Raw genomic sequence first — 13032 nt, 5'->3', positions numbered from 1 at the left:
TATCCTCATGATTACTTAAACTGAGCCGCATGACGCTTAGCAAACTGCACAATCTCTTTGAAAGTATCAGGGTCAAAGTCTTTCTTTGCCGGGCTGTATATTCTGACTTTACCTTCATCTATAATTTTAACTCTTGCCCCTCCACGAACATACAGAGTAACGTATAAAAAAGGATCTTCCATCTCATGCTCAATCATAAATTCTTTAGGAAAATCCGCTGTAATAAGTACTCGATCCTCAACCTGTTTTAAGGATAGCTGACTATAAAACTGAAGATTCTTCACATCTTTAACAAACATCGGACGTCCCCTCCCATTTATTCTTAAATATGATTATGTGAAACGTGTCACTTTTCAATAGTACTCGTTTTCGTTTAAGAGTATTCCTTATCCATGTTAAGAGACTATGAATCTTCTTATATATAAAGATTCATAGTCTCGAATTATATCGAGTAAATATAATACAATAAACGGGCTTTAGCGCCAGAACCAAGCTTAAGTAAATTAATTTTCTCTTACCGAATCCCAGTGCTAAAACAGCATCAAAAAAGCCGTATAAAAAGGTGAACAACATTGTATAAACAATTCCGTACTATAGAAGGAACATGAATCCGATTGAAAATAATCCAGCTGCAAAAACAACCCTGTATACAATATAAGAAAATCTTGTCATCACAAATCCCTTCTCCTTTTTGTACTGAATATTCCTCTCAGCTTGAAAACTAATCGTAACATGTTTATGGAAATATGTTCTAGAATGTTGTTATGTATTCTACCATTATTTAATTGTAGGGTAAACGTACATAAGGGACTGGGACATAAATAACGCAGTGATGTCAAAAAACGAACATTCATATAAGCGCAGATGATTAGCGTAGTTAAAATGCGAAGACTCCTGTGGGAACAGCACGAGCCGAAGATCCCGCAGGAAAGCGATCTTTGCTTTCTGAGGAAGCTTAAGGCCGTGCCCACTTAAAAGCGAAGCATTTTGACGGAGCGATGGTGTGAATTCTCTTTAACATAAATAATCCGAACTGATTTCTACAAAATCATTCGGATTATTTTATGTTTATTCAGTTTTGTCCAATCCTCTTTAATTATTATATAAAGTAAAGTGAGAAAGTCTTGACTTCGCTGTTCAGCAAGACCAATTGTAAGACGATTGCTGTAGTAAAATCTTGTCTAGTCATTTCAGCGTATCGTCAGGCAGCTTAAACAAGTGTTTTATTTCACTAAATTGGTTGGCTAACCGCCCGAGAGGACGGAGCCTCTCTAAATTTACCTTATAATCTTGTTGATAAAATTCCTTATTGATGTGATACATTACCATTTCCCCAATAATTAAGTGATCCGTACCCAGATTAATGATTTGATTTTCTACGCATTCCATTTGAATGGGGGTCTCCTTTATACGCATCGGTTTCACTTTATCACTGGAAACAGGGGTGAGACCTGCCTCGGTAAATTCATCCACGTCACTTGGATAATTTTCTGATGTTTGTTGAACTTTATTCCCTAATGGTGTGGATGAAATATTAATCACAAACTCTTTAGTCTCCCTGATATTTTCCAATGTGTCTTTTACTGTTCCTCTTCTTTCTCCTACACCAGGCCCCACCGAGATACATAGCATAGGAGGATTTCTCGAAGCAACGGTGAAAAAGCTGAACGGAGCCAGGTTTAAGTTACCTTCATTAGAAACAGACGACACCCAGGCAATGGGCCGTGGAACTACCGACCCCGATAGTAGTTTATAAACTTTATCTGTCTCCACCCTGGAAGGGTCAAATTTCATTGTGTTCATCCCCTTTTTCAATTTGTACCGGAAGCTTGCTGTTCCTTTTTTAATATATTTAACTGCCTTAATAGAAGCATTACTATCACCATTATGGTAGAGATCATCAGCCAGCCAAATGTATAGCCGGCTGTCTGATCTACAATATACCCAAATAACGGGGGAAGCATAATTACTCCCAGAGATCCGAGAGTAATGCTGAACCCACTCGATAATCCAGCTTGTTCCCTCGGTACGAGTTCCGATGCCAGGTTCATCCAAATTCCATTAAACCCTGAGACTGAAAATCCGAAAACAAAAAACAGGGGAACGAGCCATTCATAGGGTGTCCCTGCAGGAAGGAAAGCAACAACAAGACTTGCACTAAGGGTGAGCATTACAATTATAGCCATAACCGTCAGTCTTTTTCCTCCAAATACACGGTCACTAATCACACCCCAGCCTATCCTTCCAGCGGAACCACCAACTTCCGAAACGACTAACAAAATACCGGCCAGAATCAGGTTAATACCGATCTGCTCGTATGTAAACAATACAAGGTACGTATTCAAGCACATTTGCGATCCGTTGATGCCCATGGCGCTAAAGCTAATTAGTAGTAAAGGTTTATTCTTCGCCATCATAGTTATGGAAGAAAATGTCGAGTGTATGGACAGGGGAGTGCGTTGTTTCTTATTTTTCTCAACAGGATCTCTGTAAAGAAAAAAAGCAAGAAAACCTGCAGCAATTAGTCCAACACTCGCTGTCAAAACTACGATTCTCCATCCATGTGTTTCAGCCAGCGGAAGCAGTAAAACCGCTGATAACGCGGATCCAAATGTAATCCCCATTTGTTTGATCCCCATCGCTGTTCCTCGCTGCCTTTGAGCATGCCAATAAACAATTCCTCGATTCGTTGTTGGGTGCATGCCTCCATAACCGACACCTCCAACCATAATCAGCAATAGAACCAACCAAAATGATTGAAGAAACGTCATGACGATGAAACTGACTCCTAAACAGCAAGAAAGCATAAGCAGCAGCGGTCTTGAGCCGACTCGGTCCGCCAGAAAACCGGTCGGGATGGAAGCCAGCGCCTGCCCTAAAAATAAAGCAGACGGCAGCAAACCCACCTGAGCTTTTGTTAAATATAAATCTTCCTCAATTAATACGCCCAATGGTCCGAGAGAACGTCCAATAAAAGCGACCATAATTTGTGCTATAAGCAGCCATAAGAGCATACGCCACGGCAGGTATCTGCTATACGGAGCTGATTCCATGGCAGTGGTGGTTCTCATAATTATTCATCTCTTTTCTCTATTTCTAAAAGTAGCAGCACTATAGCATAATTTCCATTTACATCCCTATCACTTGTTTGGCTTGCTTTTCTTCTACTACTGATACACTCATAAGAAGACTTCCAACAACACAAATTAACAGATTAACTACAACTCCCCATAAACCATTAGCCACTCCCAGAAAGGATAAACCAAAAATTGTCATAATGGAAGCTATAATCGTGCCTGACAGCATTCCTATGAATACAGCCTTTGTATGAAGCCGATTCCAATAAAGACCGAGTATTAGCGCAGGAGCAATCTGAATAAGCAATTCGAATTTTAAAACGAAGATTTGATACAGCGTCCCCGGTGGAAACCATGCAATTAAAACTAGTATCCCTACTGCAGCCACACCAGTCAGTTTACCAACGAGCAGTTTTTTCTTTTCCGAAGCGTCAGGGTTTATATAGCTTCCATATAAATCGTTCGAAATAATTGAAGAAAAAGTTAATAATACAGAGTCTGCAGTAGATACAATTGCAGCAATTACTCCACCAAATAGAAGGATCATTGCCCAATAAAAGATCACGTGCTGGTTTGCAACCGCGCTGGCCATCATCCCTACCAGCTGCTCTGATTCGTCAGTAGATAGATTAGGGAAAGCGTTAATTCCGATAATCCCAATAATAAATACGACACCAGCTGTTAAAAACGGCATCCAAGCCATTCGACTAAATGACCGTTTTAAATCACGTTCGCTTTTTGCTGCGAATATTCTTTGAATGGCATGAGGGTAAACCGCAGCACCTATTCCAATGAGCACAAGGAGACTGAACCAATTGACAACACCAGGCCCATCAGGGACTCCTAGTTTCTCCGGAGAATACGCCTGCATGTAATCGGCCGATGTAGGTAATCCACCAAAGTAAATAATAGAGCCAAGCAATAGCATAAATACTCCAAATAATAGAGCAATTCCCTGCATTGTATCCGTATAAGCGACTGAGCGCATTCCACCCAGCCATCCATATATGATCATAATAATGACAAAGAAGATTACGCCCACTTGATATGGAACAGTTCCTCCTGTTAATCCATCCACTCCCTGGCCGATGGCTACTAATTGTTCCAGTAAATAATTCCCCAACCCATAGAGCATAAGAAAGGAGGCTAGAATAGTCACTGCTTTTGATTTGAACCGCTTTTCAAACCATTGTGCAGGGGTAATCAAATTATGCTTTTTTCCTAAAGAATAGAGACGTGGAGCAAAGAGCAGATAGGCCATAATAATCATAATAAAAAACGGCACTGATACTAAATACTCAAAACCTTGACGGTAGGCTGATGGAGGATAGCCAACAACCGTATTTCCACTGTATTGAGTGGCAAAAAAAGTGAAAAACAATACCATTACACCTAGACCACGACCGCCTAAATAATATTCATCCAGACTTTGATGAATTTTCCTGTTTCTTAAAAAGGTTACGATACCTACACCAAGCATTATTAACCCATAGATTAACAGGATAAGTATTCCTGACCAGCCTGAGAATGCTAAATCCATATCCATAAGTTATTTCACTCCTCTCTTTTCGGCTTCTTCCTTATCTTCTTCGAGCATCCAATGATACTTTAAAACATAAGAGAGAAAAGCTGATAATAATAAAGAAGCAATAATAATTATTACGGCCCAAAGCGGCACCCCATAAATCAATATTTCTCCGAAGCTGTCAGGAAAATACCAGGGGGTAATCATAGCAAACAACAAACCAAAAACAATCCAAAGCTTCCCATTCTTGATTGGTTCTTTCTTTGTCTTATCCAATTTGAAGCCTCCTCTATTATATAGAATCCCTTTTATCCTACAGGGTACAAATCTGATATTTTTCCTGCTTTCATAACTTGTCCCGGTATTTCATGGTTTAAGAGTGTCTCTAGATGCTTAGAAGTTTCTATTAAACCATCGAGATCCACGTTCATCTCATAATCCATGAATGACAGCATATGGACAAGGTCTTCTGTACAAATATTACCTGTTGCTCCTGGGGCAAACGGACAGCCTCCTAAACCACCTAAGGAAGCATCATACTGATTTATCCCCGCCCGAATTCCTTCCATGACATTTGCTAATCCCATTCCTCGTGTATTATGAAAATGCAGTGTAATCGGGAGCTCCGGCCAGCGGGTACGAACATACTCACACAAACGATAGACCTGCTTAGGGGTGGCCATTCCTGTGGTATCCGCCAGAGTTATGCCGTCAGCCCCAAGGTCAAGGTAACGATTAATTAAGGTTAATACCCGATTCTCATTAACTGCTCCCTCAAAGGGACAGCCGAAAGTCGTGGCCAAGGTCCCATTAATCTTCATCTTAGTTCCATTCAGGAAAGAAGAAATCTCCTTAAAATTTTTAAAAGATTCATCTGTTGTAGATCGAACATTCTTTAAGTTATGTGTCTCACTAACGGAAGCCACTAAATTCACTTCATCTGCCTGGCAGTTAAGAGCTCGCTCCGCTCCTTTGACGTTAGGGATTAAGGCCGTGTAAGCAACATCTGGATGACGATTAATTCGGTTCATCACCTCTTCTGCATCTTTTAAATTCGGCACCGCTTTTGGAGAAACAAAGGAAGTCACTTCTATTTTATCGAGTCCGGTTTCACTCAATTTATTTAGAAGCTTAACCTTTTCTTCTGTTGGAACAAATTGTTCTTCAATTTGAAATCCATCCCGTGTCGCTACTTCTTGAATATAAATCCTTTCCACTACTAAAACCTCCTTTCAAATAATGCCTTTATGTCTAAGCTCCTGAACTTTATCATGATCATACGCTAACCAGTTCTTCATAACCTCCTCAGTATGCTGACCAAGTTCCGGCCCCAGCCAGTTTGTGGCGCCGGGAGTTTCACTCATTTTAGGGACAACACCAGGGATTTTAAGGTCTTCTTCTTCATTAAGCTTAAAGCTCTGTATCATTTCTCTGCTTAAATAATGCGGATCTTTCACAATGTCCTCAATACTATAAATCGGTCCCGCTGGCACATTGGCTCCATCAAGTACTTCCAAGGCATAGTCAAAGTCCACTGTTTTCGTCCAATTCTCAATCGTTTCATCTAATAGAGCTGCCTGCTTTGCTCGACCGCTGTTGGTTTGAAAGCGTTCATCAACAGCCAGTTCAGGATGGCCGATAGCTTCCATTAACCGTTTGAATATCGCGTCTCCATTACCACCGATCACAATGTATTTTCCGTCCCTGCATTGGTACGTATTTGAAGGAGCAATTCCCGGAAGGCTTGAGCCCGTGCGTTCACGAACAGCTCCCATTTTGTCGTACTCTGGAAGAGACCCTTCCAGCAAACTGAATACAGCTTCATATAAGGCAACATCTACTACCTGCCCTTTACCGGTTCCATGCACATCTCTATGGTAGAGAGCCATCATTGCTCCTATTACAGAATACATAGCTGCTAAAGAGTCGCCTATACTGACACCTACACGAGTCGGAGGCAGTTCAGGGTGTCCGGTAATATGTCTCAGTCCGCCCATCGATTCTCCAATACTTCCAAACCCAGGCTTGTTACGATAAGGGCCGGTTTGTCCATAACCAGATACTCGAACCATAACAATACCTGGGTTGATTTCCTTTAAGTCTTCATAGCCGAGGTTCCATTTCTCTAATGTACCGGGCCGGAAGTTCTCAATCACAATGTCACATTGCTCTACAAGAGATTTAACAAGGTTCTGTCCTTCCTCACTTTTTAAGTTGACCGTAATGGACTTCTTATTTCTCGCCTGAAGTCTCCACCATAAGGATGTCCCCTCGTAGACGTGTCTCCAGTCTCTTAACGGGTCTCCTTTTTCAGGAGGTTCCACTTTCACAACATCGGCTCCGAATTCAGCCATCAGCCTTCCTGCAAAAGGTCCAGCAATAAGGCTGCCCATTTCTAGAACTTTAACCCCTTCCAAGCTTTGCACCATAAATGATCCCACCTTAATAAGTATCACAATTTTATGAAAACGCTTAAGTAAAACGATAAAAAAATTTACTTCCTCAACGAAAGCAAGGAAGCAATTGATATTCTAAACTTTCTGAATCTTGTTGAAATAATAACACTTTGTATACAATAGGTCAACAAAACTATTTGTTTTTCAATAAATTCGTGGAATATTACTACAGTTTGTATACATAAGATCGAAACCATTTGCTATGAAAGTAGTTTTATGGATACAATTTAAAGGAGAGGAGTTGTACTATGAACGCATACGAATTTATAAAAAGATCTATTCTGCATGGCGAATACTCACCAAAAATGCGATTAACTGAAGAATACTTAGCAAAAGAATTGAATTTAAGTCGAACACCCATACGAGAAGCATTAAGAAAGCTTGAATCCGAAGGTCTTATTGTATCGCAGAAGCGTGGTGTATATGTTCGTCATTTTACTAAAGAAGATATAGAGCAAATTTATGATTTACGCACCCTTCTGGAAGGTTATGCAGCATCTCAGGCAGCTCTTCATCGTAAAGAAGAAAATTTGGAGGAGATGCGGAAAGCTAACAAATTATATGAAGAAGTGATCACAACCTACCTGGAGACTGGAGAAACAACAATCGAGTATATAGTAAACATCAACCACAGGTTTCACGACGCTGTAATCAGAGCTTCTCAAAACCATCATATCCACTCCCACATATCGAAAGTTGTAGTCGTACCTTTAATTTTCCGTTCTTTTTATTGGTTTAATGAATATCAGTTGAGACACTCGTTAGAAGTTCATAAAACCATATTAAAAGCGATCGAAGAGCAAGACACAGAGAGAGCTCGTGCTGCAATGCATGAGCATATTTACCACGGTAGAGATCAGGTGCTGCACCACATAGAAGAAATCGACCATCACTACACCACAAACTAATCAGCTCATCATATAAAAGAAACCCAAGCCCTGTGAAAAGGCTTGGGATTAACTTCAAAGGTCATGTCTTTCTTTCATTTTTCTAAAATATTCTTCTGATTTACCTTTTGGGATGCTGAGGGTGGTCCATTTTTCCGCTTTAAGCTGTTTGCTTAAGTAAACGATTTGGCCGATATGAGAAGCATAATGAACCAGCTGGCGTTCAATTGCATCGATAACTGAAAGACTTTCGCCTCTAATAGTTACTTCTTTATTTAAGTCTTCAGACGTTAACTCTCCTAATGCGTTGAACAGGACGCCCCACCCCTCTTCCCATAGTTTCATAAGTTCATCTTTCGACGAAATGGTATTTATAAATTCCTGGTCCCGGTTTCTATTCTCCTTTTCCCCATCAGAGGTTAAGAAATCTATCCACCTGGACTTCATGTTTCTGTTTAAATGTTTAACAATCACCGACGCACTGTTACATTCTTTATTAGGATACCAGTGAATTTCTTCTTCAGACAGCTGTTTAATCGCTTTTTCACCTTGCTCCTTCACACTTTTGAACCTTTTTTCAATGATTGTCAAATATACCAGTTCCACACCCATAAAGAACTTCCCTCCTTTCTTATTTTCCTTTAAGCTCTTTCAAAAACAAAACCCGATCGACACCCTCTCCACCATAATCGGAGTGTACTCTAATATCCTCAACTGTTTTATCACCCGGGATAATCTTAAATCCAATTTGTGTGTGATAAGCTATGGATTTTCTATTTTCGATTGAGGTGATGCAACGGATTTTAGAAACTCCATGCTGGCGTACCTCTCCAAAAAATAATTGATAAAGTTTCTTTCCCAGCCCCTCTCTGCGATAATCTGGATGTATTCCTGCAAAATGAATGTAAGCCTCATCTGGATAAGACTGTGATAAGAAACCAATCAAAAAACCGATGATTTTATTATCTTCTTTAATGATGTAACTAGTATTTTGAAAATGCTCAAAAAACAATCTTGGAAGTGACATATTTCTTCCTCTCCACCAGTCATTAATAATTGAAGATACTTCATGATAATCTTCAGACTCCATGTTTCTAATATACATTGACCTGCCCCCTTCACTTTATACTTATAAACCTCGGTATTTTCGTATCAAGGAACCTATATTTATCCTACAAAAGCAGAGAATATAATTCTAGTAAGATTAACAACTGGCTATCGTTTTTTAATTTGTGATAGGATAAGAACATTGAATATTCTAGAAATTACGGAGGTTGCACACTTCACCCCGTTGCACCATTAAAGCTTCCTATTTATAATAAATATATTGGTTATGAAGGAGGAAATGTGATTGCCTATTAATATTCCAAAAAACCTGCCTGCAGGCGAGGTTTTAGCCAACGAAAATATCTTTATAATGGACGAGCACCGGGCGATCACCCAGGATATTCGTCCTCTGAATATTTTAATATTAAACTTGATGCCCGAGAAACAGCGAACAGAAACCCAGCTTCTCCGCCTGCTTAGTAATTCGCCTTTGCAAGTCAATGTAGACTTCATGCATACAGCCACCTATGAATCGAAAAATGTCAGTAAATCTCACTTGCAGCAGTTTTACAAAAGCTTCGATCAAGTGAAAGACCACCGGTATGATGGAATGATTATTACAGGAGCACCTGTTGAACAATTGCAATTCGAAGACGTATATTACTGGGATGAATTAGTAGAGATTATGGAATGGACAAAAACGCACGTGACATCCGTCATGCATATTTGCTGGGGTGCCCAGGCAGCTCTTTATTACCATTATGGCATTGATAAATTCAAACTTAACCAGAAGCGCACAGGAATATTTACCCATGACCTGCTCCATCCAGATAACCAGCTGGTCAGAGGATGGGATGATGAATTTTCAGCTCCACATTCGCGGCATACAGATGTAGCAGAAGAAGAAATCCTTAAACATGAAGAGCTCATTCTTCTCTCCACCTCTAAGGAAGCAGGCCCATTCACCATTCAGTCAAGGGATGGTAAACACGTCATGGTTACCGGGCACGTAGAGTATGATGCTGCAACGCTTGGAGATGAATATCACAGAGATTGGAACAAAGGACTTAAACCTGATCTTCCTATTGATTATTACAAAGACAATGACCCTACTCAAAAGCCATTGAACCGATGGCGCTCCCACGCCTATATTATGTTTTCAAACTGGCTGAATTACTATGTTTACCAGCAAACCCCTTACGCATGGAAATAAACACTTTCCATATATGCAACAAAGGTGCATGCACTTTGGTAGACACGACACGCATAAGTAAAACGGCCGGAGGAAGGTGGTGTTCCCTTCTATCGGTTGGATGTCTTTTGTAGCGACTGTCTCGGCGCTTGTGCAGGATGTCGCTCTACAAGGAATTTTTCCACAGCTTTTTTTATAATTTCAAAGAACACAAAAAAGCAGGCACTCTCCTCTAAGAGTGTCTGCTTTTAGTTACCTTATTTTAAGAATACATGATTTCCAATTACAGTCGTTTCTTCCTGACTGCTAAGATAGCTGCTTTCGGCTTTATCCGGGTTATAGAAAAAGATAGAATCACGATCATAACCTTGATAATTAACAGCCTCTTCTACTGCATCTTTGGATTCCTGGCTGGCTGGTTCATTAATAGAGCCATTTAACACTGGAGAGAATTGGTATCCATCATGGATTACGTTATAGATCGAATCAGGGAAACGGTCACTTTCAACTCTGTTAAGAACAACAGTAGCTACAGCCACCTTACCTGCATAGCTCTCTCCTTTAGCTTCAGCCTCTACCAGTCGGTTAAGAAGATCCTTCTCGGAAGCACTTGGCACTACTGGAAGCTTTAGCACTTCACCAGGATATACTTCTTCTGAGTTTGCTCGATCATTCATAGCCTGCAGCTGATCAGCAGATACTCCGATTTGTTTAGCAATTGTATAAAATGAGTCGCCCTCCTGGACGGTATAGGTTTTAGCTTGGGCAGAACTTTGTGCTGGAAAGGAAAAAGCTATTAAACACACTGCCGTAAGGACTGACATTGACATTTTCTTTAACACTTTCAATCTACCTCCTGAATTTTAATCTATTACAAGGTAACATAGGAGGAGAAAAAGGTGGACTATTAATAAATTCCAGTATTTCCAATTAGAAAGAAACTGCTGTTGCTGCGGCTTTATCCAACCCTTCTTCTACAATCTGCTCAGCCTTATCAGGAAACTGGTTATGTCCTTCAACCACCACAGTTTTAATATCTTTAATACCCCAGAATTGCAGAATATTCTTAACGTAGTTTACAGCCATTTCAGCAGATTGAGCAGGCCCCTCAGAGTAAATCCCGCCTCTTGCATTTAAGAGCACAACTTTTTTGTCAGGTAAAAGTCCAACTGGTCCTTCTTCCGTATACTTGAAAGTCTTTCCTGCCTGAGCAAGATAATCAAAATACGTATGGAGTACAGCGGGTATCGTAAAGTTCCAGAGTGGAAATGCAAAGACAACCTTATCAGCAGCAAGGAACTGATCCAAATAATGAGTTACTGTTTCTGTCGCTTTTTCCTCTTCTTCTGTCAGTTCCATTTCTCTCGTGAGCTTGAACATACCATTTATTTTGTCCGTGTCATAATAGGCTAGATTTTCCTCAAATAAATCCAGTTCTTCGATTGTATGATCAGGATGAGCTACTTTATAATTTTCCAGGAATTTGTGATATAGTTTTACACTCACAGATTGCTCAATTGGTCTTGAATTAGCTTTAATAAATAATACTTTAGTCATTACGTATCCCTCCATAGAGTAGAGTTGTAAAACTCTGAATTAAAGATGTTGTTACAGCAACTATAAGAGCTAAAAAAAAGCAATTAGTTGCTATGCAAACTTTCTACTTTGCATAATATATAACGGAAGATGGATATTGTCAAATCACATAAACTGATACCCTGTGAGACAATTAATAGAAAGTCGCAGCGGGTTTACCAGGCAGCCGATAAAAGTTACAGCAGGTGGAGGAACAGAGAAAGGCTGTAATCATGGGATAACCCTGGCCTCCCTCATTTCATGGTTGACTCCTTTAAAATAGAGCCACTCTTCTCTCAGGAGCGACTCTATTTCCATAATTCGTAATCTCACCATATACACTGGCGTAAATGTCTGATGATTGTTCAAAGAGTACTAGCTGTGAATGACCGGTATCCATATCTCACTTTTAAAAGTCGCAGATGAAGTATCTTTACCTTCGTTCCACAGGATTTCTGGACCCTCTTTTTGTTCATAATTAGTGGAGGGAAACCATTCCGAATATATACGCCCCCATACATTCTGCAGGGTATCTGGAAAAGGGCCCTCCACTTCAAATACGGCCCACGTGGAAGCAGGAACTTTTAGTTTGTCAAAAGACTCACAATAATCCATTGTAGTGGCTGTACCGATGTAATGATCCAGCTCTCCTTTTTCTTCCATTCTTCCCTCGGAAAAGTTAGTGGAGGCGCTTATAATTCCTCCAGGTTCTATATTAGAAAAACTCTTCAAATTTTGGATATCTTTTGCTGTTAAACTTCTCCACATACCAGCTATCTCAGAATTGACTCCATGAAAAATAATAGGTACACGCTTTTTGAGACCCACAATGTAAAATTCTTCTTTTTCCTCAATCCGATAATTCATTTCGTTTCCTCCTTGAATGGTTAGTTGGAAGTTCATGCGCGGATAGGCTTTTAACAATTGAGCTTCCCTTCTTGCCTCTGTAGGGGTTATTCCCTGCCATTCTTGAAAGGCACGTGAAAATGAATCCGCTGAACGATACCCATATTTCACCGCAATATCAATGACTCTTGCCTGGCTTTGGTTCAGTTCATATGCAGCGTACGTCAGCCTTCTTAGACGTATATACTCGGAGAGCGGAATACCAGCCAGGAAGGAAAAAACTCTTTTAAAATGATACTCAGAACAGCAGGCGATTCGTGCTACGACCTGATAATCAACCTTCTCAGTAATATGTTCTTCAATGTAGCTTAAGGCTTTATTAACTTGCTCAATTGAATCCATTGCAATAACCTCCCTTACAATCAAG

Annotated in this window: 14 protein-coding genes; 2 read left to right on the top strand and 12 right to left on the bottom strand. The window is 40.1% G+C overall.

Translation table 11 applies throughout. The annotated features are described in order from the left end of the window. Positions 1-11: 11 nt before the first annotated feature. From C1A12_RS09015 to C1A12_RS08985, 7 genes are all read right to left on the bottom strand, one after another. Positions 12-299 (bottom strand): hypothetical protein, encoded by a 288-nt coding sequence (locus C1A12_RS09015; protein WP_101843546.1) that lies wholly within the window; start codon positions 297-299, stop codon positions 12-14. 886 nt (positions 300-1185) lie between these two features. After that, positions 1186-1794, bottom strand: coding sequence for a flavin reductase family protein (locus C1A12_RS09010; protein ID WP_101843545.1), 609 nt, complete (start codon positions 1792-1794; stop codon positions 1186-1188). A 17-nt stretch (positions 1795-1811) separates the two neighbouring features. Further along, positions 1812-3071: an MFS transporter gene (locus C1A12_RS09005; protein ID WP_235001578.1), complete on the bottom strand. Its 1260-nt coding sequence runs from the start codon at positions 3069-3071 to the stop codon at positions 1812-1814. A 58-nt stretch (positions 3072-3129) separates the two neighbouring features. Next, positions 3130-4623 (bottom strand): sodium:solute symporter, encoded by a 1494-nt coding sequence (locus tag C1A12_RS09000; RefSeq protein WP_235001577.1) that lies wholly within the window; start codon positions 4621-4623, stop codon positions 3130-3132. 3 nt (positions 4624-4626) lie between these two features. Beyond that, the gene (locus tag C1A12_RS08995; RefSeq protein WP_101843544.1) at positions 4627-4878 is read right to left on the bottom strand and encodes a hypothetical protein; all 252 of its coding nucleotides are present in this window, start codon (positions 4876-4878) and stop codon (positions 4627-4629) included. A 32-nt stretch (positions 4879-4910) separates the two neighbouring features. Next, positions 4911-5819 carry a hydroxymethylglutaryl-CoA lyase gene (locus tag C1A12_RS08990; protein WP_101843543.1) on the bottom strand — a complete coding sequence of 303 codons (909 nt, stop codon included), beginning with the start codon at positions 5817-5819 and terminating at the stop codon, positions 4911-4913. A 15-nt stretch (positions 5820-5834) separates the two neighbouring features. Continuing rightward, positions 5835-7031 (bottom strand): CaiB/BaiF CoA-transferase family protein, encoded by a 1197-nt coding sequence (locus C1A12_RS08985; protein WP_101843542.1) that lies wholly within the window; start codon positions 7029-7031, stop codon positions 5835-5837. Between the two features lie 275 nt (positions 7032-7306). Between C1A12_RS08985 and C1A12_RS08980 the strand changes: the two genes are divergently transcribed. Continuing rightward, entirely contained in the window at positions 7307-7966 is a 660-nt protein-coding gene (locus C1A12_RS08980) for a GntR family transcriptional regulator (protein ID WP_101843541.1), read from the top strand. A gap of 54 nt (positions 7967-8020) precedes the next feature. On the opposite strand, the gene C1A12_RS08975 is transcribed toward C1A12_RS08980, so the two are convergent. Then, positions 8021-8557 (bottom strand): DUF1572 family protein, encoded by a 537-nt coding sequence (locus C1A12_RS08975; protein ID WP_101843540.1) that lies wholly within the window; start codon positions 8555-8557, stop codon positions 8021-8023. A gap of 19 nt (positions 8558-8576) precedes the next feature. Continuing rightward, positions 8577-9050 (bottom strand): GNAT family N-acetyltransferase, encoded by a 474-nt coding sequence (locus tag C1A12_RS08970; RefSeq protein ID WP_101843539.1) that lies wholly within the window; start codon positions 9048-9050, stop codon positions 8577-8579. 246 nt (positions 9051-9296) lie between these two features. Here C1A12_RS08970 and metA point away from each other — a divergent pair, with 246 nt between their 5' ends. Further along, positions 9297-10205 carry a homoserine O-succinyltransferase gene (gene metA / locus C1A12_RS08965; protein WP_101843538.1) on the top strand — a complete coding sequence of 303 codons (909 nt, stop codon included), beginning with the start codon at positions 9297-9299 and terminating at the stop codon, positions 10203-10205. A gap of 236 nt (positions 10206-10441) precedes the next feature. Here metA and C1A12_RS08960 read toward each other — a convergent pair whose 3' ends face one another. The 3 genes from C1A12_RS08960 to C1A12_RS08950 all read right to left on the bottom strand — a co-directional run bounded on the left by C1A12_RS08960 (position 10442) and on the right by C1A12_RS08950 (position 13007). After that, entirely contained in the window at positions 10442-11026 is a 585-nt protein-coding gene (locus C1A12_RS08960; protein WP_235001576.1) for a cell wall hydrolase, read from the bottom strand. Between the two features lie 88 nt (positions 11027-11114). After that, entirely contained in the window at positions 11115-11741 is a 627-nt protein-coding gene (locus C1A12_RS08955) for an FMN-dependent NADH-azoreductase (protein WP_101843537.1), read from the bottom strand. Positions 11742-12134: 393 nt separating this feature from the next. Further along, positions 12135-13007: an AraC family transcriptional regulator gene (locus C1A12_RS08950; RefSeq protein ID WP_101843536.1), complete on the bottom strand. Its 873-nt coding sequence runs from the start codon at positions 13005-13007 to the stop codon at positions 12135-12137. Positions 13008-13032 lie beyond the last annotated feature (25 nt).

The organism is Halobacillus sp. Marseille-P3879, from assembly GCF_900240285.1.
In the GTDB taxonomy this organism is placed as follows: Bacteria; Bacillota; Bacilli; order Bacillales; family Halobacillaceae; genus Halobacillus_A.
The sequence above is the reverse complement of the archived record's forward strand: the minus strand, read 5'-3'. Positions and strand labels throughout refer to the sequence as shown.

Coding starts and splice junctions, on each gene's coding strand:
- C1A12_RS09005 (WP_235001578.1), bottom strand. CDS start 3,071: ATGAGAACCACCACTGCCATGGAATCAGCTCCGTATAGCAGATACCTG.
- C1A12_RS09000 (WP_235001577.1), bottom strand. CDS start 4,623: ATGGATATGGATTTAGCATTCTCAGGCTGGTCAGGAATACTTATCCTG.
- C1A12_RS09010 (WP_101843545.1), bottom strand. CDS start 1,794: ATGAAATTTGACCCTTCCAGGGTGGAGACAGATAAAGTTTATAAACTA.
- C1A12_RS08985 (WP_101843542.1), bottom strand. CDS start 7,031: ATGGTGCAAAGCTTGGAAGGGGTTAAAGTTCTAGAAATGGGCAGCCTT.
- C1A12_RS08970 (WP_101843539.1), bottom strand. CDS start 9,050: ATGTATATTAGAAACATGGAGTCTGAAGATTATCATGAAGTATCTTCA.
- C1A12_RS09015 (WP_101843546.1), bottom strand. CDS start 299: ATGTTTGTTAAAGATGTGAAGAATCTTCAGTTTTATAGTCAGCTATCC.
- C1A12_RS08955 (WP_101843537.1), bottom strand. CDS start 11,741: ATGACTAAAGTATTATTTATTAAAGCTAATTCAAGACCAATTGAGCAA.
- C1A12_RS08980 (WP_101843541.1), top strand. CDS start 7,307: ATGAACGCATACGAATTTATAAAAAGATCTATTCTGCATGGCGAATAC.
- C1A12_RS08950 (WP_101843536.1), bottom strand. CDS start 13,007: ATGGATTCAATTGAGCAAGTTAATAAAGCCTTAAGCTACATTGAAGAA.
- C1A12_RS08975 (WP_101843540.1), bottom strand. CDS start 8,557: ATGGGTGTGGAACTGGTATATTTGACAATCATTGAAAAAAGGTTCAAA.